This is a genomic window from Nocardioides sp. LHD-245 (assembly GCF_030929495.1).
GTDB lineage: Bacteria > Actinomycetota > Actinomycetes > Propionibacteriales > Nocardioidaceae > Nocardioides.
In genome coordinates this window covers 427,539-449,132 of record NZ_JAVFWN010000001.1, presented here as the reverse complement: position 1 = coordinate 449,132, position 21,594 = coordinate 427,539, and the positions used below count along the sequence as shown (strand labels likewise).

The window sequence follows — 21,594 nt, the reverse complement described above, 5'->3', positions numbered from 1 at the left end:
ACCGGGGTTTCAGACCGTGGCCGGCACGAGGTCGGCGGGCGAGGACAGGGTGCCGCGCACCGCGGTGGCGGTGGCGACGGGCACGGACACCAGGTGGGTGCGGCCACCCTTGCCCTGGCGGCCCTCGAAGTTGCGGTTGGACGTGGACGCGCTGCGCTCCTGCGGGGCCAGGGTGTCGGGGTTCATGCCCAGGCACATCGAGCAGCCGGCGCCACGCCACTCGGCGCCGGCCTCGACGAAGACCTTGTCGAGGCCCTCCTCGATCGCCTGGTTGCGCACCCGGACCGAGCCGGGCACGACCAGGAACCGCGTTCCGTCGGCGACCTTGTGTCCCTTGATGATCTCGGCCGCGAGCCGCAGGTCCTCGATCCGGCCGTTGGTGCAGGAGCCGACGAAGACCGTGTCGACCTTGATCTCGCGCATCGGCGTACCGGCCTGGAGGCCCATGTACTCGAGCGCCTTCTCGGTCGCGACCTTGTCGGTGGCCTCCTCGAAGTCCTCGGGACTCGGGACGTTGGCGCCCAGCGGGACGCCCTGGCCGGGGTTGGTGCCCCACGTGACGAACGGCGTGACATCGGCCGCCTCGATCACGATCTCCTTGTCGAAGTGGGCGTCCGCGTCGGTGACCAGCGTCTTCCAGTGCGCGACCGCGGCATCCCAGTCGGCGCCCTTCGGCGCCTCCGGCTTGCCCTCGATGTAGTCGAAGGTGGTCTGGTCGGGGGCGATCAGGCCGGCCTTGGCACCCCACTCGATGGACATGTTGCAGACCGTCATCCGGCCCTCCATCGAGAGCTCCTCGATGGCCTGGCCGCGGTACTCCACGATGAAGCCCTGGCCACCACCGGTGCCCGTCTGGGCGATCAGGTAGAGGATCAGGTCCTTGGACGTCACGCCCGCGGGGAGCGACCCGTTGACGGTGACGGCCATGGTCTTCGGCTTGGCCTGGGGCAGGGTCTGGGTGGCGAGCACGTGCTCGACCTCCGAGGTCCCGATGCCGAAGGCGATCGAGCCGAACGCACCGTGGGTGCTGGTGTGCGAGTCGCCGCACACGATCGTCATGCCGGGCTGGGTCAGGCCGAGCTGCGGGCCGACGACGTGGACGATGCCCTGCTCGACATCGCCGAGCGGATGCAGCCGGACGCCGAACTCCTCGGCGTTCCTGCGCAGCGTGTCGACCTGGGTCTTGCTGACCGGGTCGGCGATCGGCTTGTCCCAGTCGATGGTGGGGACGTTGTGGTCCTCGGTCGCGAGCGTCAGGTCGGGACGGCGGACTTGCCGCCCGGCCAGGCGCAGGCCGTCGAAGGCCTGGGGGCTGGTGACCTCGTGGATGAGGTGGAGGTCGATGTAGAGGAGGTCCGGCTCCCCCGGGGTCGAACGGACGACGTGCTCGTCCCACACCTTCTCCGCCAGGGTCTTGCCCATGACTCGCTCCTCATCGTTCGGTTCCTCGACGGCACGGCTGCCACCGACCGTGACGGAGCCTACTCTTGCATCCCAGGATCCGAGACGGCAGTATTGCCATATGGACAACTCGAGCGGCGTCGGCGTACTCGACAAGGCGGCCCTGGTGCTCACCGCACTGGAGTCCGGGCCGGCCACGCTGGCCGGACTCGTGGCGGGCACGGGCCTGGCCCGACCGACGGCGCACCGGCTCGCGGTCGCGCTGGAGCACCACCGCCTGGTGGCCCGCGACATGCAGGGCAGGTTCGTGCTCGGCCCGCGCCTGGCCGAGCTGTCGGCCGCCGCGGGCGAGGACCGGCTGCTCGCGACCGCGGGGCCCGTGCTCGCGCGGCTGCGCGACATCACGGGCGAGTCCGCCCAGCTATGGCGGCGCCAGGGCGACCACCGCGTGTGTGTCGCCGCGGCGGAGCGGCCCTCGGGGCTGCGCGACACCATCCCGATCGGCTCACAGCTCACCATGCGCGCCGGCTCGGCCGCGCAGGTGCTGCTCGCGTGGGACGACCCGGAGCGGATCCACCGCGGTCTGCAGAACTCGGCGTTCTCCGCGGCCGAGCTCTCCGCGATCCGCCGCCGCGGCTGGGCGCAGTCGGTCGGCGAGCGCGAGCAGGGCGTCGCCTCGGTGTCGGCCCCGGTCCGCTCCCCCGGCGGCAAGGTGATCGCCGCGGTCTCGGTCTCCGGTCCGCTGGAGCGCCTCTCCCGCCAGCCCGGCCGGATGCACGCACCTGCCGTGCTCGCCGCCGCCGAGCGGCTCTCGGAGTCGCTGCGCCGCGCCGCAGCGGAGTGAGCAATCACCGACCCGTCGCGTTCGAACGCGACGGGTCGGTCAGAACAGGGCGTCCTGGCGTTCCAGGTCGAGCAGGAGCTGCTTGCGGTCCAGCCCGCCGGCGTACCCGGTGAGCGTGCCGTTGGCGCCGATCACCCGGTGGCACGGGATCACGATCGGGATCGGGTTGGCCCCGTTGGCGGTACCGACCGCCCGCGAGGCGGCGTTGGTCTTGCCGAGGCGCAGTGCGATCTCGCCGTACGACGCGGTCGCGCCGTACTCGATCCCGAGCAGCTGGGCCCAGACCGAGCGCTGCCACTGACTGCCCGCCGGCGCGAGCGGCAGGTCGAACTCGGTCCGGTCGCCGGCGAAGTACTCGGCGAGCTGACGCGCCGCGGCGACGAGGACCGGCGCGTCGTCGGCGCGATCGCCGAGCGGGCGCCCGGTGCCGTCACGGAACGGCGAGAACTCGATGGCCGTGATCGCGCCGGCCTGCTCGACGATCCGTAGCGGCCCGATGGGCGATTCGATGACGATCCACATGATCAGCTCATCCTTCCAGCGTCTCGGACAGTGACGTCCACAGGTGAAGGAGGGCGTAGGAGCGCCAGGGCGCCCATCCCTCGGGGGTGATCTCGGTACTCGGGTCGGCGTCGCCGTGCCGGGCGAGGGCGTTGCGCACCCCGACGTCGGTCGGCAGCCACACGTCGGGGTGGCCGAGCGCACGCAGGGCGATGTAGTCGGCGGTCCAGGGGCCGACGCCGGACAGCGCGAGCAGCCTGCGTCGGACCTCACCCCGGTCGGGGCCCCGGTCGAGCACGACGTCACCCGCGGCGATCGCCGCGCAGAGCCCGACGAGCGCCCGCCCACGGGCGCGGGGCATCCGGAACTCCTCGGGTGCCAGCGCCGCCACGGTCGCGGCGTCCGGGAACAGATGGGTGAGGCCCTCGATCCTCGTCGCCACCGGCCGGCCATGGGCGGCGACGAGCCGGGCGGCGGCCGTCCGCGCCGCGACCACGGTGACCTGCTGGCCGAGGACCGCACGGACGGCGACCTCGGCCCCGTCGACGTGGCCCGGCACCCGCAGCCCCGGGCGCGCCGCCACGAGCGGGGCGAGCAGCGGATCGGCGGCGAGGTGGGCGTCGACCGCGATCGGGTCGGCATCGGCGTCGAGCAGCGCCCGCATCCGCGCCAGCGCGGCCGTGGTGTCGCGCAGGTCGTCGAGCATCAACCGCAGCGGCAGGTACGACGACCCGACTCCCCCGACATCGCCGAGCTCGACCCGGGCGACTCCCGGCCCGTGTGGGAGGTCGAGGGTGCGGGCGTACCAGCCGGCGCCGTCCTCGCCGACCTGGGCGACCTCGACGCCGGGCACCGCGCGATCGGCCAGAAAGCGGAGCAGGGCACTGCCCCGGAACGGCGTACGCACGGCGATGCGCAGGTCGATCGCGCCCGGGACCTGGCTGCCCGCAGGCTTCCTGCGACTGCGCAGCTGGCTCGGCGCGGCGTCGTACACCTCGAGCATCGTGTCGTTGAACTGCCGCACGCTGGAGAAGCCGGATGCGAACGCGACGTCGGCGAGGCCGAGCGTCGTGCTCTCGACGAGCGCGCGAGCGGTCTGCGCGCGCTGGGTGCGGGCGAGCGCGAGCGGGCCGGCACCGAGCTCGCTGGTCAGCAGTCGCGACAGGTGACGCGAGGTGTAGCCGAGGCGCGCCGCCAGGCCCTCCACACCCTCGCGGTCGACGACGCCATCGGCGATCAGCCGCATCGCGCGGCCGGCGACCGTGGCCGCGACGTCCCACTCCGGGCTGCCGGGCGTCGCGTCGGGCAGGCAGCGCTTGCACGCGCGATAGCCGGCCGCCTGGGCGGCCGCGGCGGTGCGGTGGAAGGAGACGTTGCGGGAGGCGGGCGTCCGTGCCGGGCAGGACGGGCGGCAGTAGATGCCGGTCGAGCGGACGGCGGTGTAGAAGACACCGTCGAAGCGGCGGTCGCGCGACTGGACGGCCGAGTAGCAGTGCTCGAAGTCGAGCCGCTCCGGCGCGGTCACTGTGCTCTCCATGTCCCCCATCCTGCCGGGCCCCACCGACAGTCTCTCGCGGAAATCGGACATGACGGTCACGCCTGCAGCTCTCGTTCTGCCACGCTGGGGGCATGGCCGATGCTCCGCTCACCCCCCTGGACCTGCTGATCAAGTCCCAGCAGGTGGCGCTCAAGCTCACCACCGATGTCCTGCGGGGCGTCCGCGACACCGCGGTCACGGGCGTCACCCGGCCCGACGAGCTCGCCCAGCAGGTCGGCGAGCTCGCCGGCGCCGTCGCGGGGATGGCCGGAGCCGTGACCAGTCTGGCCGGCTCGACCGCCCAGCCGCTGCAGGACTTCATCGTCCGCCAGCGCGAGCTCGCCGACACCGTCCACACGCTCGCCGAGGCCCAGGCTCAGCTCGCCGACGTGGTCGCGACGCTCGCCGAGCGGCATGCGGAGGCGGTGGCAGCGCTGGAGAAGGTCACCGCACCGATCTTCGCGATCGTGGGGACGGAGCCCACCCCTCCGAGGACGCGCGCGGCGAAGGGGGCGTCGGCGCAGCGAAGGACCACGGCCGGCGGCTGAGCCCATACGGGTCCCGGTCAGCGGAGCAGCAGCAGGACCAGCACGCCCACCATCGCCACGCCGATCCCGAACACGACGGCGCGGGCGACGTCCACCCGCGGCGCGGTGCCCGGTTCCTCCCCTGCCCGGAGCCGACGAACCAGGTCCAGTCCGCCGGCGTCGGCGAAGGTCGTGTCGAAGTCGCTACCGGTCTGGGGGTCGTACGCGTCGTACCCGGTCTCCTCGCCGACGATACGCACCACCGCGGCGACCGCGGCGTGGAAGGCGTCCGGGTCCGACTGGTCCCAGTACGGGAACGACACGAAGGCGCTGTCGTCGTGCAGGCTCACCTGGACCCCACCTTCGGTCGCAGTGAGCGTGCCGACGAGAGTGCCGTCGGCAGTCGGCTCGAAGCGGTTCCAGCCCCCGAGGGTGCCGGCGACGCGGACCCCGATCCGATCCAGCACGCGCATCCCCGCGGCCCGACCCTCCGGCGACAGCGGGACGTCGGCGAGTGCGGCCAGTTCGAGCGCGTCGAGGACGTCGTCCCAGTCCTGCCCGTCGGCTCGGGCAGCCAGCGTGATGTCGTAGCTCACGGCACCATCCTCGCAAAACGCACTCGGGCCCGGTCCTGATGGACCGGGCCCGAATCTGTACCCCCGACCGGATTCGAACCGGCGCTACCTACGTGAGAGGCAGGCGTGCTAGGCCGCTACACAACGGGGGCATGTCGCTCTGTCGAGCAACCTGCGGAACTCTACCGATCCGACTTTCGCAGCGCCAAATCGGCGTCTGCTCCTGCCTTCTCGCGAGAACTCGCTGGTCTACTAGGACTCGAACCTAGACTAACTGGACCAGAACCAGTCGTGCTGCCAATTACACCATAGACCACTGCTGCGTCGGCCCGCTCCCGGAGGACCGGGCCGACTCGGAACATTACACAAGCCCGCGGCGCGGCTCCAAAATGGCCCCGCCATCGGCCTCTCCGGTGCGGTTCGCGACGCCCAGCCGGCGCGCTGCCCAGACGGCGAGCAGCAGATAGCTGATCGACTGCACCAGCGTGACCGGGACGGCCCACCAGCTCCCGCCGGTGGGGTTGAGTGCCTCGGTCATGTCGCTGAACGCGAGGGCGAGGCCGAAGGCCAGGAAGTTGTTGAGGACGTGCATCGCGATGGCCGCCTCGAGGCCGCCGGTCAGGATCACCAGCAGGCCGGCCACCACACCGAAGGCGAGCCGGTCGAAGAAGATCGGCGCGTCCTGGCCGAGACCGTGGGCGAGCGCGAACAGCAGCGCGGGTACGCCGACCGCGACCGCCGCGCTCACACGCGACCCGAAACGGGCGGTGAGGCCGCCGAACGCCTGCGCGAGGTACCCGCGGAAGACGTACTCCTCCCCCGCCGCCTGCAGCGGCGTGAGCAGCAGCACCACGAGCAGGAAGTCACGCACCGTCGGGGTCCAGGGGTTCGCGCCGCCGGCCGTGTCGATGGTGCCGGCGCCCTGGTCGGGCAGCACGCTGGAGACGGCGACGGTGAGGGCGAGCGCGACGACGGCGAGGCCGAGACAGACGACGAGCCACCGCCACCGCAGCCGCCCCACGACCGACGCGACCAGGCCCGGCCGCTGGTGGTGCAGCAGGAGCGCGACGACCAGCACGGCCGGGATCGCGAGGGCCCAGCCCAGGTTGACGTAGGCCAGGAAGGCCGGCGTGACCGGGTCGCCGCCCAGCCGGTCGGCGATCTCGTAGGTGTCGCGCGAGGTCAGCAGGAAGAAGACGGCGAAGAACGCCGTGAGCAGGAACTGCCCGGCGAAGAAGAGCACCGCGACCAGCGCCACACCGACGAGGGGGCGCCAGGCGCCGCCCGGCCCGCGCAGGTGGAGCTCGTCGTACCGCAGTCCGGCCGGGCCGGCGCCGCCCTCCTCAGCCGAGGGCACGCTGCAGCCGCCCGAGGCTGCGATCACGACCGAGGAGCTCCAGCGACTCGAACAGCGGCGGGGAGATCCGCTTGCCGGTCACGGCGACCCGGACCGGGCCGAAGGCGTTGCGGGGCTTGAGGCCCAGGCCCTCGACCAGCGCGGCCTGCAGAGCGGCCTGGATCGCGTCGGTCGACCAGGTCGGCAACGCCGCCAGGGCGTCGTACGACGCCTGCAGGACGGGGATCCCGGACTCCCCGATCTGCTTGGCGGCGTCCTCGGGGTCGACCGTGAAGGCGTCCTCGTCGACGAAGAGGAAGCCCAGCATCGCGCTGGCCTCGGCCAGCTTGTTGATCCGCTCGGCCACGAGCGGCATCGCGAGCTCCAGCAGCTGCGCGTCCGCGTCGGTCACCGGATCGGCCACGACGCCGTCGCGCTTGAGGAACGGCAGGGCCCGGTGGGTGATCTCGTCCGTCGACAGCAGCCGCATGTGGGCAGCGTTGATGGCGTCGCACTTCTTGAGGTCGAAGCGCGCCGGGTTGGCGACGACGTCCTTGATGTCGAACGCCTCGACCATCTCCTCCAGGCTGAAGACGTCGCGGTCGGCCGCGATCGCCCAGCCCAGCAGGGCGAGGTAGTTGAGCAGTCCCTCCGGCAGATAGCCCTGGTCGCGGTAGGCCAGCGCGTGCGCCTCCGGGTCGCGCTTGGAGAGCTTCTTGTTGCCCTCGCCCATGACATAGGGCAGGTGGCCGAACTCCGGCGTCGCCGTGGCGATGCCGATCTCCTTGAGCGCCTCGTAGAGCGCGATCTGGCGGGGCGTCGAGGACAGCAGGTCCTCGCCGCGCAGCACGTGGGTGATCTCCATCAGCGCGTCGTCGACGGGGTTGACCAGTGTGTAGAGCGGGTCGCCGTTGGCGCGGCACAGCGCGAAGTCGGGGACGAACTCGGTCTCGAAGCTGACCTCGCCGCGGACCAGGTCGTTCCACGTGATGGAGCCGTCGGGCATCCGGAACCGGACGACCGGCCGGCGTCCGTCGGCCTCGAACGCCGCGACCTGCTCGGCGGTCAGCTCGCGGCAGAAGCCGTCGTAGCCCTGCACCTTGGAACCGGCCGCCTTGCGGCGCGCGGTGGCCTCGTCGGTGGTGCAGTAGCAGTCGTAGGTGAAGCTGCTGTCCTTCAGCCGGGCCAGCGCATCGGCGTACTTGTCGCCGCGCTCGCTCTGGAAGTACGGCGCGTGCGGGCCGCCGACCTCCGGGCCCTCGTCCCAGTCGAGCCCGAGCCAGCGCATCAGGTCGATGATCGAGCTCAGCGACTCGTCGGTGCTGCGCTCCTTGTCGGTGTCCTCGATGCGGAAGACGAAGGTGCCGCCGTGGTGGCGTGCGAACGCCCAGTTGAAGAGCGCGGTGCGGACCAGGCCGACGTGGGGGCTGCCGGTCGGCGACGGGGCCATCCTCACTCGCACAGGCGCGGACGTGGTCGGATCGGTTGTGCTCATGCGCGTGCTTCCACCTTGTTCGTGAGGGTTCCGAGACCGTCGATCGAGACTTCCACCTCGTCACCGACCTGCAGGGGGCCGACACCCTCGGGGGTGCCGGTGAGGATGACGTCACCGGGCAGCAGCGTCATCACGCCGGACACGTAGGCGATCAGCGCGGGGACGTCGAAGACCATGTCGGCCGTCGTACCGTCCTGGACGACGTCGCCGTTGAGGAAGGTCTGGATCCGCCGGCCCTCGGTGAAGTCGTGGGGGTCGAGGTCGGTCTCGATCCACGGCCCGAGCGGGCAGAACGAGTCGAAGCCCTTGGCCCGGGTGAACCGGCCGTCGGCGCGCTGCAGGTCGCGGGCGGTGACGTCGTTGGCGAGCGTGTAGCCGTGGATCACGTCTGTCGCCTGCTCGACGGGAACGTCGCGGCAGATCCGGCCGATGACGACGGCGAGCTCGCCCTCGTAGTGGACCTCCTGGCTCTGCCGCGGGTAGAGGATCGCGTCGTTCGGCCCGACCACGCTGGTGTTGGGCTTGAGGAACATCACCGGCTCGGCGGGCACCTCGTTGCCGAGCTCGGCGGCGTGCGCAGCGTAGTTGCGGCCGATGCCGATCACCTTGCTGCGCGGCAGGACCGGCGCCAGCAGGCGCACGTCCGCGAGGCGGTACTCCTTCTCGAGGAGCTTGATCCCGACGTAGAGCGGGTCGCCGGCGAGGCCGACGATCACCGCGTCGTCGGCGGGCTGTCCGTACTGGTCGATCTCGCCGGTCAGGACGCCGTACGACGGCTCCTCGCCTGTGGTGAATCTGACGATGCGCACCCGGCGAGCCTATCGACCTAGGCTTGCCGGTCGTGAATGCGCAGGACGTGGTGCTCGCCGCCGCCGAGTGGCGCGAGCGGGTGGCCGCACACGCCGCGCGCATCGACGCCTACGTCGCCCCGCACCTCGCCCGCCGCGAGGTGCGCGAGAAGCACCCGGTCTTCGACTTCCTGTTCACCTACTACTCCTACCGTCCCGCCCAGCTGCGTCGCTGGCACCCGGGGTTCGGCGTCGCCCTGGAGGACGCGGCGGAGTACGCGGACCTGAAGGGCTACGGAGTCGTGCGCCCCGCACCGACCGCCGGCTCGGCCTCACCCAGCCCGGTGGCGGTGACGGCCGAGTATGTCGCCTCGCAGCGCCCCCTCGTCGAGTCGCTCCACCGCCTGCTCACCGCGACCGCGGCCCGCGCGCCGCACTTCGGCTGCTTCGGCCTGCACGAGTGGGCCATGGTCTACCGCCTCGCCGACGACGAGACCCGCCACGCCGACTGGCCGCTGCGCCTCGGCCCCGCCGGCACCGACGAGGTCGTCGAGGGCCACCGCATCACGTGCTCCCACTTCGACGCCTACCGCTTCTTCACCCCGCCCGCGCGACCGCTCAACACGCTGCGCCCAGGTCGCGACGACCGGCCCGCGTTCGAGCAGCCCGGCTGCCTGCACGCCGGCATGGACCTCTACAAGCACGCCTTCCGGCTGTCCCCCATGATCGGCTCCGACCTCGTCGCCGACTGCTTCGAGCTGGCCTGGGACATCCGCACGCTCGACATGCGCGCGGCACCCTACGACCTGCGGGACCTGGGCTTCGAGCCGGTCCCGATCGAGACGGCCGAGGGCAAGGCGGCGTACGCCGAGGCGCAGCGCGGGTTCGCCGAGCGAGGCGCTCCGCTCCGGGCCCGGCTCATCGAGGAGTGCAAGCGACTGCTTGCCGCCGCCGAGCCAGAGTGAGTTCGCGTATTGAAGCAAAGGTACTGAGGAACGCGTGAAAGGGCATGGCGCCAAGCGGGAACACGAACCGTTCGAGGTTGGTCGTGCCTCGGTCACATTCAGCGTGCCCCGCACATGGAGGCTACTCAGCAATGGGGCAGACCTTTCCCTCGCCCGTCCAGTGTTCGGCAACCCCATGCGCAGACCCCATGCGCAGACACTTATCCGTGAGTCACGGTGCGAGACACAAACTCCACGGCCTCCGCGACCGGGACGTGCTCCCAGATGCGGACCACCGTCCAACCTGCCTCCCGGAGTGCAGCGTCGTGCTCGCGGTCACGCTCAACGTTGCGCGCCAACTTCGGCGTCCAATAGTCGGCATTCGATCTCGGCTGAGTGCCGTGCTCGGGACAGCTGTGCCAGTAGCAGCCGTCCACGAACACGGCGACCTTCGCCCTCGTGAACACAAGGTCGGGCCTCGCCTTCACGTCGCCTAGGTCGAGCCGGTAGTCCTTGCGGAAGCGATAGCCAGCGGCGTGCAGTGCGGACCGGAGAGCAATCTCTGGTTTGGTATCGGCTCGGCGATTCCCAACCATCGACGTTCGAGTGCCAGCACTCGTAGCCCACGACCTTCGGGTCATGCAGCCCAACCTATGGCCAGCGTCAGATGTGAGCGAACGTGGCGTCGTACTCGTTCGCCATCCGCACGATCATCGAGCCGTAGTGGAAGTGGTCGCCCTTCTTCGGCGCCGGCGCATCCTCCAGCAGGGCTACGGGTGATCCATCGTTGACCAGATCGAGCACTGTGATGCCGATGGCGTCGAAGCCCGTGCCCTTGTTGTTACTGCGCCTCGGGATCTCGGCCACCTTGTCAAGCACACGCTGAGTGTCGCTCGGCTGCTTGTGTAGGGAGATCTCGGGATCGAGGCCGCGAGCAATGTCCTTCGAGTTGATGATCGGAGAGACGAACGTGTCCGCGTGGTTGACCTGCACGTAGGCGATGGCGAGTGCCTGCACCGATGCCCCATGCACGCACAGGTGCGAGGAGTTGAGCTCGTCATAGAGCCTCGGCAGCGACTTTACATGCGCCGTCATGCACGCCTTGGCCTCCAGCGCGACCAATACCGCTCCGACAGGTGCGACCGGGAGATCCGGTAGCTTGTCGAGCTGCTTCTGCTCCTCGACGGTGAGCACGATCTTGTACTGGTCCACGAGCGACTTGAAGGATGGACCCTTGTCCGGCACGTCACCGTTGGGTCGAGCGATCACCAGGTCGAGATCCTTCTTGCGCCCGGTACCGTAGTCACGCATCTCGTGGTTGACCCCAAGGATCACCTTGCCGCTCGCGGCGTGAGCCTGCATGAGAGACGACGTGCGGAGGAGATCGAACGCGACTCCCCAACACCCAACCTTGGAGTGCCGGTCAGATCTGGAGTGGTACTGCCAGCGAACGCCGTTCTTGTCTGGTGGACCGATCTCGGTCAAGTACCTCGTCAAGATCTCCGGTCCATGCACGAAGGCGAGGCTAGCTCACCTTCGCCACAGGGATCGGTAGAACCGCGCTGCCGAACTTGTTCGACCACGCCGTCTCGCGGTAGCGGGCAACGTCGTCACGGAAGCCCTCGAAGCGTCCGAGGTTGCCCTGCGACAAACGGTTCTGGAAGCCGTTGATCGCGCGAGCACTTAGCGGAGCGGCCTCGCTGAGATCGACCACGGACGACAAATGCTCGTACGACGCGAGGAGAGGGAACTCGGAGATCGCCACCTTGTGCGCCTTGCCGTTCTCTCCCCATGCCGCCGTAGGCCAGCGGTGACTCACCTCGGAGCCGTCGAGATCGATCACCAGGTCACCCGGCTCATCGAGCCGCCCTGCGACCCACTCAGCCACCCGCGTGGTCACCGCATTGCCGACCAGTTTCCAACGAGGTCCGTTCTTCCTCGCCGTGGTCGTCACGTTGGTCCAGCCACGCTCAAAGCCCTGCATCGCCTCGGCATCCTCGACACTTGGGGTGACGAACAGGCGGTCGTCAGGGGCACCCGGCACCCAGATCGCCGGGGGCGACGGGATGCCGACCGTAGAGCCACCCTTGAGGGTCGGCACAGCGTCCTGCGCCCAGCCAAGCCCTCCCTTGCCCTCAGTCCAGTAGAAGCCGAACGCATCGGCCTTGAGGTCCGTCTCCGGTCGCTCCCCAGCCTCATCAGCGAACAGGACACGTCGGGGGTCATCGGTCGCCGATGCCAGCAGGATCACGCGACGACGACGTTGCGGCACACCCGTGAACCGAGAGTCCACCACTCGGTAGGCCCAGCGGTAGCCGAGCGACTCGATCTCCCGCACGAGGTAGGCCATCGCCTTGCCCTTGTCGAGCGTGAGCATGTTCGGTACGTTCTCGATCATCAGCCAGGGCAGCCGGTGCTTGCTTGCAGCCGTCAAGCGCAGCGCCTCGAAGACGTTGGAGACCAGTCCAGACGCCTCGCCCGTGATCCCAGCCGTGCGGCCGGCCTGCGACAGGTCGGTGCAGGGAAAGCCTGCGGAGAGCAGATCAAGGCCCCTCGGCAGGTCTCGCAACTCGCGCACGTCGGGGTGAAGCTCAACATCGGGGAACCGCGCTCGGAGCACGTCCTGGGCGGGCTCCCACCACTCACACAGGAGGCTCGTCTCGACCCCGTCCCCGAGGGCGCGGCGGAACCCCTGCTCAATGCCACCGATACCGGCGAACAGTCCCGCGATCCTCAACCTCGGCCTCCTAACCTGACTTGCTGAGAACCGTAGCCGGATCCGCCGACAAAACTCGAGTCTCCGCGCCGCGCCCTGTGGATGAGGAGCAGTCCTCCAACTTGTGAACCCTTCTCGTTCGGCTCAGGGCTCGAAGAACTAGATCACCAATGGGTGCCGTACAGGAGTTCATTCTTGCCCTTGCCGTCATCCGACCGCCGCCACAGGGTCTCGGTGCGGCGCCGTACGACCTGCGGGACCTGGGCTTCGAGCTGGTCCGGATCGAGACGGCCAAGGGCAAGGCGGCGTGCGCCGAGGCGCAGCGCGGGTTCGTCGAGCGAGGTGCTCCGCTCCGGGTCCGGCTGGTCGAGGAGTGCGCGCGCCTGCTCAGGCCCCAGGCCTAGGTGAAGTTCCTCGTGACGGTCGAGGTGGACGTGCGACGGCCTCAGGACGGCGGCACCGTTCGGCACCAGGGCACAGTGGCGCTGATCCCAACGCGGCAGCCCGCAAATGCGGAGGCGCTGTGGATCGTCGTCGCCCTACGCTCGCGTCATGGCTCACTTCCACCTCAGCTCGCGCCTCAACCGGGCCTCGATCTCCACGCACGGCCTCGATTGGTCCCGCATGGGCGCCGCGCCGGGGATCGCGGGCAGCGACGGGCCCGAGGTGGAGGGCTGCTTCCTCTGCGACGAGGGAGAGGTGGACTGGTTCATCCGGATCAACAACACGGGTGGTCCGGTGGACCTGTGGCAGGTCGACGGCGTCGCGGACGACGACCTCGTTGAGTTCGACACCGGCTACTCGTACCTGCCCGAGCGGATACCGCCGCGCCAGGTGCGACTCGTGCGGACCGACATCCCCCCGGTCGCGTTCTCCTGACCCAGCCCCGGTAGGGCCAGGCCGGGTCAGGCCGCCTCAGGCCGGGACCGGCACCGCGTCCCGCTCGGCGGCCGCAGCCCTCTCCCGGCCCCACGCCCGCCACGCGATCCGGCCGACGAGCGCCAGCCACCCGACGATCAGCGCGACGTCGAGGACGATGGGCAGGTCGGCCACCGCGCCGACGACGGTGACGGCGTTGACCAGGATGACCAGGCCGCCGACCATGGCGCCCATCGGCGCGTGCGGGAGGCGGCCGGCCAGACGGGCGGCGATCGGGGCGACGAGGACGCCGCCGAGGACCAGGCCGAGGACGGGCAGCCACGGGATGTCCTGGTGCGCGGCGCCGGTGACGAAGCCGGACGAGACGGAGAGGGCGACGACGAACTCGGCGGCGTTGGTGGTGCCGACCACCCGCCGCGGCTCGTGGCTGGTCACGGTCATCAGGCTGGGGGTCACGACGGGACCCCAGCCACCGCCGCCGGTGGCGTCGACGAAGCCGCCGAGCAGGCCGATCGGCGAGAGCCAGCGAGCGGTGTGGCCGGACTTCGGCACCGGGATGATCCGTAGGCCGAAGCCGAAGCGGACCAGGATCACCAGGCCGAAGAAGATCAGCAGGCCGGCCATCGACGACTTCGCCGCCTCCAGGCTGATCGAGGTGAGGATGACAGCGCCGAGGAAGCCACCGACCGCGCCCGGCAGGGCCACGCGCACCAGCACCTGGGGATCGACGTTGCCTGCCCGCCAGTGCGAGATCCCCGAGACGAAGGTCGTCGGGAGCTTCGCCGCGTGGGTCGCGGCACTCGCCGTGGCCGGGGCGACTCCGAGGGCCAGCAGCACCGTCGCCGAGGTCACGCCGAAGCCCATGCCGAGCGTGCCGTCGACGAGTTGGGCGAGCCCGCCCGCGAGCGCGAATGCCGCGACCAACCACATGTCAGGCCCTCGAATCAGTAATGGTTATAAACACTACCGATCAAGGCTACATACAAGACCTTGCACTGTCGACTCGCCAGACGGCGGCAAGACGGGCGGGCGCCGGGCGGATCAGCGCGCGGCGATCCCGTCGTACATCACCGCGCGGATCGCGGCACTGAGCCGCGCCTGCCGCTCCGGGGCGGGATCACGCAGGCCCACGAGGACCGAGCCGAGGATCATCCCGTTGATGGCCTGCGCCGTGGGCTCGACGTCGAGCTCGGCCCGCAGGTAGCCGAGCCGCACCCCGTGCTCGAGGTACGCCGCTGTGAGCGGCGTGGTCGTGGCGAACAGGTCGAGCATCCGCTCGCGCATGGCGTCGTCGATGCCGGCGGCGGACAGCAGCAGCTGGGGCACCCGCGGGTCGTCACTGAAGATCCGGGCGAGGGCGGCGCCGATCCGTTCGGTCTGGGCCCGGTATCCCTCCAGCGTGGTGACGGCCTCCGGCGCATTGTCCGCGCCGAGCGCATCGACGATGCGGCCGATCAGGTCGTCGATGACGTGCTCGACGATGTCGCGCTTGTTCTCGAAGTAGCGGTAGAAGGTGCCGTGCCCGATGCCGAGCCGCGCGGCGATGTCGGCGATGCCGGTCGCGTGGTAGCCCTGCTCGGCGAAGCAGGTGAACGCGGCCTCGATGATCTCGCGCCGGGTCTCGGCCTTGCGCCTCTCCAGCCGCGAGAGCCCCTCCGTGGTCGCCGTCATGACATCGGAGCCTATTGCAGATCGGCAGAACTGACGATACGTTCCGTAACTGACATCTCATTCCGCTTTGTCCTTCAGGATCGGCAGGAGGCCCGCATGGGGCGCGCACTGGTCATCGGCTGCGGCGGCACGCTGGGCTTCGCGTGGAGCGCCGCCGTCCTCGCCGAGCTCGAGCGACAGGGCTGGGAGCCCCGCACCCCCGACGTCCTCATCGGTACGTCGGCAGGGGCTGAGCTGGTCGCGCTGCTCGGCTCCGGCGTGGCCGGCAGCGCGATCCACGACGGCGGCGACCGGCTCGTCGCCGCGCACCTGTCCTCACCCCGCGCCCCGGGTGCCCTGCCCGGCCCGCCCCGGCCCACCTGGCCCGGCCTCGGCCTCACCCGCGCCGCCCTGACCGGACGGGCGGACCTGCTGGCCGGGCTCGCCGGCCTGCTCCCCCGCGGCGGCGGGGACGCGCAGTGGCTGGTCGACCTCGGCGACGCCCTGGCCGACCCGGCGACCGGCTGGTCGAGGCACCCGCAGACCTGGCTGGTCGCGGCCGACACCCGCACCGGACAACGCGTGCCGCTCGGCCACCCCGGTGCGCCGAAGGCCGACCTGGGACAGGCGATCGCGGCCTCCTGGGCGATCCCCGGCTGGTTCCCGCCGGTGCGCATCGGCGGCCGGGCCCTCCTCGACGGCGGGGCCGTCTCCCCCACCTCCGCCGACCTCCTGCTCCCCCAGGTCCACGACGGCCGGATCGACGAGGTCGTCGTGGTCGCCCCCATGTCCAGCCCGGGCGCCGCACCCGCCCGCGGACCCGCCCGGGTCGAGCGGCTGCTGCGCCGCCCGATGTCCCGGCGGGTCGACCGGGAGGTCGCCGCGCTGCGTGCCGCCGGCGCCCGGGTCGCCCGGATCGAGCCGACCCTCGCCGACCTCGACGCCATGGGCGCGAACTTCATGGACGGAGCCCGCGTCGAGCAGGTCCGCGCCACGGCCGCCCGCACCACCCCCGATCTGGTCGCGCAACACCTGCGCGACCAGATCACATCCCCGGAGGTACCCCGATGACGCGACCGACCCCGATCGACCTCGCCGGCGCGCATGTCGCGATCACCGGCGGCGCCCGCGGCATCGGCCGCGCCACGGTCCAGGCCTTCGTGGCCCGCGGCGCGAAGGTCTCGTTCGGCGACCTCGACACGACGACCGCGCGCGCCACCGCCGACGAGACCGGGGCGAGCGCCCATCTCCTCGACGTCGCCGACCGGGCGTCGTACGACGCCTTCGTGAGCGCCGCCGAGGCGGAGCACGGCCCGGTCGACGTCCTCGTCAACAACGCCGGCGTGATGCCCAACGGCCCCTTCCTCGACATGGATCCCGCGCTGGACCGGCTGATGATTGAGGTCAACGTCCACGGCGTCCTGCACGGCATGCGCCGGGTGCTGCCCGGCATGGTCGAGCGCCGGCGCGGTCACGTCGTCAACGTCGCCTCGCTGGCCGGCAGGTTCCCGATCCCGGGACTCGCGGTCTACAACGCCAGCAAGTTCGCCGTCGTCGGCCTCACCGCCGCGACCCGCCTGGAGATGGCGCCCCACGGCGTCACGCTCACCGCCGTGCTGCCGTCCGCGGTCGACACCGATCTCGCCTCGGGACTCGACATGAGGCCCATCCCCAAGGTGAGCCCGCAGCGGATCGCGGAGGCGGTGGTCGGCTCCGTCGGCGGTCGCGAGGCCGAGATCGCCGTCCCCCGGTACGTCGGCGCGCTCGCCACCGGCGCCCATCTGGTGCCCGTGCCGCTCCTCGACCGGTTCCGCCGGCTGATGCGCGACGACCGCGCCCTCCGCCCCGACCACGCCGCCCGCACGACCTACACCGAGCGTCTCGCCGACGCCGCCACCGAGAGGACCACCCGATGAGCAGTCTCCACGCCCCCGGCGTCCACGACGCCGTCATCGTCGGCGCCGGCTTCGGCGGCATGGGCGCCGCGATCGAGCTGCAGCGTCAGGGGTACGACGACCTGGTGATCCTCGAGCGCGAGGACGACCTCGGCGGCACCTGGCATGTCAACCGCTACCCCGGTCTCGCGGTGGACATCCCGAGCTCGACGTACTCCTACTCGTTCGAGCCGAACCCCCACTGGTCGCGACTGTTCGCTCCCGGGCCGGAGCTGAAGAGGTACGCGCTGCACGTCGCCGACAAGTACGACCTGCGCCGCCACATGCGCTTCGGCACCGTCGTCGAGGGCGCGCGCTGGGACGAGGAGACCTCCGCGTGGGAGGTCACGATCGCCGGCGGCGAGGTCGTGCGCGGCCGCTTCCTGCTGACCGCGACCGGCTTCCTGTCCCAGCCCAGGCTGCCGGACATCCCGGGCGTCGAGGACTTCGCGGGCACCGTCGTGCACACGACGCGCTGGGACGACGCCATCGAGCTCGAGGGCAAGCGGGTCGGCATCATCGGCACCGGCGCCACCGCCGTGCAGCTGATCCCCGAGCTGGCGAAGGTGGCCGACCATCTGACCGTCTACCAGCGCACGCCGATCTACGTGAGCCCCAAGCTGGACGGGCCGGTGCCCGGCGTCGTGCGCGGCGCGTTCGCGAAGGTGCCGCTGACCCAGAAGGCCACGCGTCTGGTCGGGACCTCGATCCTCGAGGTGATGATGGTCGCCGGTGTGCTGCACTTCCGCGACCTGCCCTGGGCGAACGCGGTCGGCAAGCGGGTGTGCGCGGCCCATCTCAAGCGACAGGTCAAGGACCCGGAGCTGCGGGCCAGGCTCACGCCCGACTACGACTTCGGCTGCAAGCGGCCGACCTTCTCCAACACCTACTACCCGACGTTCACCAAGCCGCACGTCGACCTGGAGACCACGTCGATCGACCACGTCGACGCCGGGGGCATCGTCACCGCCGACGGCAACCGGGTCGACCTCGACGTCCTCGTGCTCGCCACCGGCTTCAACCTGTGGGACGTGAACTTCCCGGCCGTGCAGATCGTCGGCCGCGAGGACCGCGACCTCGGCAGGTGGTGGCGCGACAACCGCTTCTGCGCCTACGAGGGCATCACCGTCCCGCGGTTCCCCAACTTCTTCTCGCTCAACAGCCCCTACTCCTACTCGGGCCTGTCGTACTTCACCACGATCGAGACCCAGATGGCGCACATGGGGCGGGTGCTGACGGCGATGCGGGAGCGCGGTGCCGACGTCGTGGAGGTCACCGAGGAGGCCAACGACCGGTTCCTGGACCGGATGACCGGCCTCCTCGGCAACTCCGTCTTCAACGCGGGCAGCTGCGCCACCGCTCGGAGCTACTACTTCAACCAGCACGGTGAGGCGGTGCTGCTGCGCCCGACGTCCACGTTGAGCGCGGCCCGCGAGGCCACCCGCTTCCCGCTGGACGACTACACGTTCACCGCCGCGAGGGTCGCCGCGTCGGCCTCCTGAGGCGCGTCGGTCATGACCCGGTGCCGGGTCTCGGCCATGAGCAGCACACACACCACACTGAGGGCGCCGAAGGCCGCGAGCATCCAGCCGATGGCGCTGGTGTTGCCGGCCTCCGCGAAGTCGGAGGCGAGGTACGGCGCCGTGCCGCCGCCGATCACACCCGCCAGGTTGTAGGCCATCCCGGCGCCGGTGTAGCGGTACTCGGTGCGGAACATCTCGGGGAGCATGGCGCCGGCCGGGCCGTAGGAGACGGCGAAGATGGCGAGGGTGCCGAACAGGCCGATCGCGAACGCCGTCGCCGTGCCGCGGTCGAGGATCGGGAAGAGCGCGAAGCCCCACGGGACGGCGACCAGGCAGGAGGCGAGAACGACCTTCTTGCGGCCGATCCGGTCACTGAACACGGCGGACAGCGTGATCATCACGCCGAACACCACGGCACCGACGACGCCCATGGTGAGCACGGACGCGCGGGACAGGCCGACCACGGTGGTGCCGTACGACGTCAGGAACGCGGTGCCGACGTAGAAGAACGCGAACAGCATCGCGAGGGATCCACCGCCGAGGAGGATCTCCCTCCACTGGTTGCGCAGCGCCGCGGCGAGCGGTCCCTGGGTGCTGGCGCGGGTGCGCGTGGTCTCGCGGAACATCGGGGTCTCCTCGACCTTCAGCCGCACGTAGAGACCGATCATCACCAGCAGCGCGCTGGCGACGAAGGGCACCCGCCAGCCCCACTCGATGAACGCCGGGCTGGTCTCGCCGACCACCCGGTTCACGAGCAGGAAGGTGCCGCTGGAGAGCGCGAACGCGATCGCGGGGCCCAGTTGCGGGAACGCCGCGTAGAGACCGCGCCTGTTCGGCGGGGCGTACTCCGCCGCGAGCAGGGTCGCGCCCGCCCACTCCCCACCGACGGCCAGGCCCTGGAGGAAGCGCAGGATGACCAGCAGGATCGGCGCGGCGACGCCGATCGTCGCGGCACCGGGCAGGAGGCCGATGGCGACGGTCGCGGCGCCCATCAGCAGCAGGGTGCTGATCAGGGTCCTCTTGCGGCCGAGACGGTCACCGAAGTGCCCGAAGCCGATCGCGCCCAGCGGGCGGGCGATGAACGCCACTGCGAACGTGGCGAACGAGGCCACGCTCGCGGCGGAGTCGCCCAGCGCCGGGAAGAACACCGTCGGGAACACCAGCGCCGCGGCGGTGCCGTAGATGAAGAAGTCGTAGAACTCGATGGTCGTGCCCGCGCAGCTCGCGAAGGCGACGCGCCGCATCGGGGTCGGTCGTTCGGACATGGAATCCACTCCTCGGGTTCGGTCGATCGCCGGGAGTGTGAGTCGGGCCACAGGCGGCCCGAACCCCTCGAAGGAGGTACTACCTCCCAAGGAGGGTGCCGTCGTTGCCGCCTGTGACCGCAGTCACCTACCGTGGAGGACATGTCCCTCGACCTCGCCCAGGAGGCGCCGACCGACGGCGGTCGGCTGCTGCGCACGCTGACGGCGTTCCGCGCGACCGGGCACAGCGACATGGCCTTCGGCGGTCCGGTCGTGGACAACGGCACCGCTCTCGCCATCACCGGTCTGCACAGTGCCCAGACCCGCGCCCTGCAGGGGCTGCGGGTGCGCTCGGGCTACGGCCTCGGCGGCAAGGCGCTGCTGATGGGCCGGCCGGTCTCGGTGACCAACTACTACGACGCCCGCGGCATCACCCACCAGTACGACGGTCCGGTGCGCGCCGAGCAGCTCGAGACCGTGACGGCGTTGCCGATCGTCGTCGACCGCTCACCGCGGATGATCGTCTACGTCGGCCATCGCGCCCAGGTCGTGCTCGGCGACGTCTGGTACGACGCCTTCCTGCCGCTCGTGCGACGCCTCGAGCGCGAGATCGCCGTCGACGACGAGGTACGCCGCCGCGTCGGCGCGTTGCGCGGCCTCGGCCAGGCGCCCACCCCCGCCGCGCCACGCGAGGTGCAGCTGACCCGCGCCGACCTGCGCGACATCTCCGACGAGCTCGCCGACCTCGCCTCGCTCGTCGAGGACGAGGCGCTGCGAGCCCGTCTCGTGGAGGTGCGCAACCGGGTCGAGCACGGCCGCTCCCCCGCGTCGGCACCCGCCGCGCGTCGTACTCCCGGCGTGCCGACGGGCCTGGCCGCCCGCGAGGTCGACGTCCTCGCCCAGGTCGCACTCGGCCAGAGCAACCGCGAGGTCGCCGCCTCCCTCGGCCTGGTCGAGAGCACCGTGAAGTCCTACCTCAAGAACGCGATGCGCAAGCTCCACGCGACCAACCGGGTCCACGCCGTCCGGCTGGCGCGGGAGGCGGGCGTCATCGACTGACCGGCCGCGCGCCGTCGATGAGGACGGTGCACAGGGTGTCGACGTTGCGGGTCGCCGGGTCGCCCAGGATGTCGGCGCGCCGCCCGGGGTCGGCCAGCGCGGTGATCGCGGTGAAGATCAGCCAGGTCATGCCGGCGGGCGAGACGTCGCCGCGGAGGGACCCGTCGGCCTGGCCGCGCCGGATGACCATGTGCCAGATCGCGATACACCGCTGGCCGTCGGCGACCAGCGACTCGGCGCCGGGCTCGCGGCGCACCTGCATGAGCTCGCGGACCATCGTGAGGTGGTCGAACGGGTGCGTCATGCTCACCGTCGTCGCCGCGCGGATCAGGTTCTCCAGCCGGACCACGCCGGTGCCCGGCATGCGGGAAGCCGCCTGCAGCTGCGGGACCAGGGCCGCGAAGTAGCGCTTGCCGACCGCGATCAACAGCTCGTCCTTGCTGGCGAAGTGGTTGTAGATCGAGGGCGCACGCATGCCTGCGGCATCGGCGATGACGCGCATCGACGCGCCGCGGCTGCCGTGGGTCGCGAAGGACTCCGCGGCGGCATCCAGGATCCGGTCGGCCGGGTTGGTCGTCGGCTTGCCGCGCGGTCGGCCGCGCGGTCGCATCGTGTCGTCGTTCATCGGACTCCGCATCCTA

23 protein-coding genes and 2 tRNA genes are annotated in these 21,594 nt (G+C 70.9%); 9 read left to right on the top strand and 16 right to left on the bottom strand.

The genetic code is table 11. From position 1 onward, the window contains the following. Positions 1-9 precede the first annotated feature (9 nt). Positions 10-1,422, bottom strand: a complete 1,413-nt coding sequence (leuC, locus tag RB608_RS02095) for a 3-isopropylmalate dehydratase large subunit (protein WP_308086119.1) — start codon at positions 1,420-1,422, stop codon at positions 10-12. Between the two features lie 100 nt (positions 1,423-1,522). On the opposite strand from leuC, the gene RB608_RS02090 reads away from it, so the two are divergent. After that, a complete protein-coding gene (locus RB608_RS02090) occupies positions 1,523-2,245 on the top strand; it encodes an IclR family transcriptional regulator (protein ID WP_139622247.1) in 723 nt (240 codons plus the stop codon). A 39-nt stretch (positions 2,246-2,284) separates the two neighbouring features. Here the strand turns inward: RB608_RS02090 and RB608_RS02085 are convergent, their stop codons facing one another. Both RB608_RS02085 and RB608_RS02080 read right to left on the bottom strand, forming a co-directional pair. Further along, entirely contained in the window at positions 2,285-2,767 is a 483-nt protein-coding gene (locus RB608_RS02085) for a methylated-DNA--[protein]-cysteine S-methyltransferase (RefSeq protein ID WP_308086118.1), read from the bottom strand. Between the two features lie 7 nt (positions 2,768-2,774). Beyond that, positions 2,775-4,283: an AlkA N-terminal domain-containing protein gene (locus tag RB608_RS02080; protein ID WP_308086117.1), complete on the bottom strand. Its 1,509-nt coding sequence runs from the start codon at positions 4,281-4,283 to the stop codon at positions 2,775-2,777. A 92-nt stretch (positions 4,284-4,375) separates the two neighbouring features. Between RB608_RS02080 and RB608_RS02075 the strand changes: the two genes are divergently transcribed. Further along, positions 4,376-4,831, top strand: coding sequence for a hypothetical protein (locus tag RB608_RS02075; protein ID WP_308086116.1), 456 nt, complete (start codon positions 4,376-4,378; stop codon positions 4,829-4,831). A gap of 17 nt (positions 4,832-4,848) precedes the next feature. Here RB608_RS02075 and RB608_RS02070 read toward each other — a convergent pair whose 3' ends face one another. The 6 genes from RB608_RS02070 to RB608_RS02045 all read right to left on the bottom strand — a co-directional run bounded on the left by RB608_RS02070 (position 4,849) and on the right by RB608_RS02045 (position 9,025). Beyond that, on the bottom strand, positions 4,849-5,406 hold the full coding sequence (locus RB608_RS02070; protein WP_308086115.1) for a hypothetical protein: 558 nt from the start codon (positions 5,404-5,406) through the stop codon (positions 4,849-4,851). A 58-nt stretch (positions 5,407-5,464) separates the two neighbouring features. Next, a tRNA-Glu gene (locus tag RB608_RS02065) sits at positions 5,465-5,537 on the bottom strand. Between the two features lie 92 nt (positions 5,538-5,629). After that, positions 5,630-5,701: transfer RNA gene (locus tag RB608_RS02060), tRNA-Gln, on the bottom strand. Positions 5,702-5,746: 45 nt separating this feature from the next. Beyond that, entirely contained in the window at positions 5,747-6,742 is a 996-nt protein-coding gene (locus RB608_RS02055; RefSeq protein WP_308086114.1) for a type II CAAX endopeptidase family protein, read from the bottom strand. Then, positions 6,729-8,216 (bottom strand): glutamate--tRNA ligase, encoded by a 1,488-nt coding sequence (gltX, locus tag RB608_RS02050; protein WP_308086113.1) that lies wholly within the window; start codon positions 8,214-8,216, stop codon positions 6,729-6,731. The genes RB608_RS02055 and gltX overlap by 14 nt, the downstream gene beginning before the upstream one ends. Continuing rightward, positions 8,213-9,025 (bottom strand): fumarylacetoacetate hydrolase family protein, encoded by an 813-nt coding sequence (locus tag RB608_RS02045; protein WP_308086112.1) that lies wholly within the window; start codon positions 9,023-9,025, stop codon positions 8,213-8,215. The genes gltX and RB608_RS02045 overlap by 4 nt, the downstream gene beginning before the upstream one ends. 32 nt (positions 9,026-9,057) lie before the next feature. On the opposite strand from RB608_RS02045, the gene RB608_RS02040 reads away from it, so the two are divergent. Then, positions 9,058-9,969, top strand: coding sequence for a 3-methyladenine DNA glycosylase (locus RB608_RS02040; RefSeq protein ID WP_308086111.1), 912 nt, complete (start codon positions 9,058-9,060; stop codon positions 9,967-9,969). 200 nt (positions 9,970-10,169) lie between these two features. Here RB608_RS02040 and RB608_RS02035 read toward each other — a convergent pair whose 3' ends face one another. The 3 genes from RB608_RS02035 to RB608_RS02025 are packed head-to-tail and all read right to left on the bottom strand — an operon-like array spanning position 10,170 to position 12,685. Then, positions 10,170-10,589, bottom strand: a complete 420-nt coding sequence (locus RB608_RS02035) for a very short patch repair endonuclease (RefSeq protein ID WP_308086110.1) — start codon at positions 10,587-10,589, stop codon at positions 10,170-10,172. Positions 10,590-10,611: 22 nt separating this feature from the next. Next, positions 10,612-11,433 carry a hypothetical protein gene (locus RB608_RS02030; RefSeq protein ID WP_308086109.1) on the bottom strand — a complete coding sequence of 274 codons (822 nt, stop codon included), beginning with the start codon at positions 11,431-11,433 and terminating at the stop codon, positions 10,612-10,614. Positions 11,434-11,473: 40 nt separating this feature from the next. Further along, on the bottom strand, positions 11,474-12,685 hold the full coding sequence (locus RB608_RS02025; RefSeq protein WP_308086108.1) for a DNA (cytosine-5-)-methyltransferase: 1,212 nt from the start codon (positions 12,683-12,685) through the stop codon (positions 11,474-11,476). Between the two features lie 149 nt (positions 12,686-12,834). Between RB608_RS02025 and RB608_RS02020 the strand changes: the two genes are divergently transcribed. Both RB608_RS02020 and RB608_RS02015 read left to right on the top strand, forming a co-directional pair. Continuing rightward, entirely contained in the window at positions 12,835-13,068 is a 234-nt protein-coding gene (locus tag RB608_RS02020) for a hypothetical protein (RefSeq protein WP_308086107.1), read from the top strand. A gap of 148 nt (positions 13,069-13,216) precedes the next feature. Further along, entirely contained in the window at positions 13,217-13,543 is a 327-nt protein-coding gene (locus tag RB608_RS02015; protein WP_308086106.1) for a hypothetical protein, read from the top strand. Positions 13,544-13,579: 36 nt separating this feature from the next. Here RB608_RS02015 and RB608_RS02010 read toward each other — a convergent pair whose 3' ends face one another. Both RB608_RS02010 and RB608_RS02005 read right to left on the bottom strand, forming a co-directional pair. After that, on the bottom strand, positions 13,580-14,473 hold the full coding sequence (locus tag RB608_RS02010) for a sulfite exporter TauE/SafE family protein (RefSeq protein ID WP_308086105.1): 894 nt from the start codon (positions 14,471-14,473) through the stop codon (positions 13,580-13,582). A gap of 111 nt (positions 14,474-14,584) precedes the next feature. Then, positions 14,585-15,214, bottom strand: coding sequence for a TetR/AcrR family transcriptional regulator (locus RB608_RS02005; RefSeq protein ID WP_308086104.1), 630 nt, complete (start codon positions 15,212-15,214; stop codon positions 14,585-14,587). A 96-nt stretch (positions 15,215-15,310) separates the two neighbouring features. Here RB608_RS02005 and RB608_RS02000 point away from each other — a divergent pair, with 96 nt between their 5' ends. From RB608_RS02000 to RB608_RS01990, 3 genes are read left to right on the top strand one after another with little or no spacing between them, the layout of a single operon-like run. Beyond that, positions 15,311-16,264, top strand: a complete 954-nt coding sequence (locus RB608_RS02000) for a patatin-like phospholipase family protein (RefSeq protein ID WP_308086103.1) — start codon at positions 15,311-15,313, stop codon at positions 16,262-16,264. Beyond that, positions 16,261-17,109 (top strand): SDR family oxidoreductase, encoded by an 849-nt coding sequence (locus tag RB608_RS01995; RefSeq protein WP_308086102.1) that lies wholly within the window; start codon positions 16,261-16,263, stop codon positions 17,107-17,109. Before RB608_RS02000 ends, RB608_RS01995 begins: the two co-directional genes overlap by 4 nt. Next, complete coding sequence (locus tag RB608_RS01990) at positions 17,106-18,629, top strand: NAD(P)/FAD-dependent oxidoreductase (protein ID WP_308086101.1); 1,524 nt, start codon at positions 17,106-17,108, stop codon at positions 18,627-18,629. Before RB608_RS01995 ends, RB608_RS01990 begins: the two co-directional genes overlap by 4 nt. Here RB608_RS01990 and RB608_RS01985 read toward each other — a convergent pair. Beyond that, a complete protein-coding gene (locus tag RB608_RS01985; RefSeq protein ID WP_308086100.1) occupies positions 18,587-19,915 on the bottom strand; it encodes an MFS transporter in 1,329 nt (442 codons plus the stop codon). The genes RB608_RS01990 and RB608_RS01985 overlap by 43 nt on opposite strands. Positions 19,916-20,056: 141 nt before the next feature. Here RB608_RS01985 and RB608_RS01980 point away from each other — a divergent pair, with 141 nt between their 5' ends. Next, positions 20,057-20,953: a helix-turn-helix transcriptional regulator gene (locus RB608_RS01980; RefSeq protein WP_308086099.1), complete on the top strand. Its 897-nt coding sequence runs from the start codon at positions 20,057-20,059 to the stop codon at positions 20,951-20,953. Here RB608_RS01980 and RB608_RS01975 read toward each other — a convergent pair. After that, on the bottom strand, positions 20,943-21,578 hold the full coding sequence (locus tag RB608_RS01975; RefSeq protein WP_308086098.1) for a TetR/AcrR family transcriptional regulator: 636 nt from the start codon (positions 21,576-21,578) through the stop codon (positions 20,943-20,945). The two genes, RB608_RS01980 and RB608_RS01975, sit on opposite strands and share 11 nt — an antisense overlap. Positions 21,579-21,594: the final 16 nt, after the last annotated feature.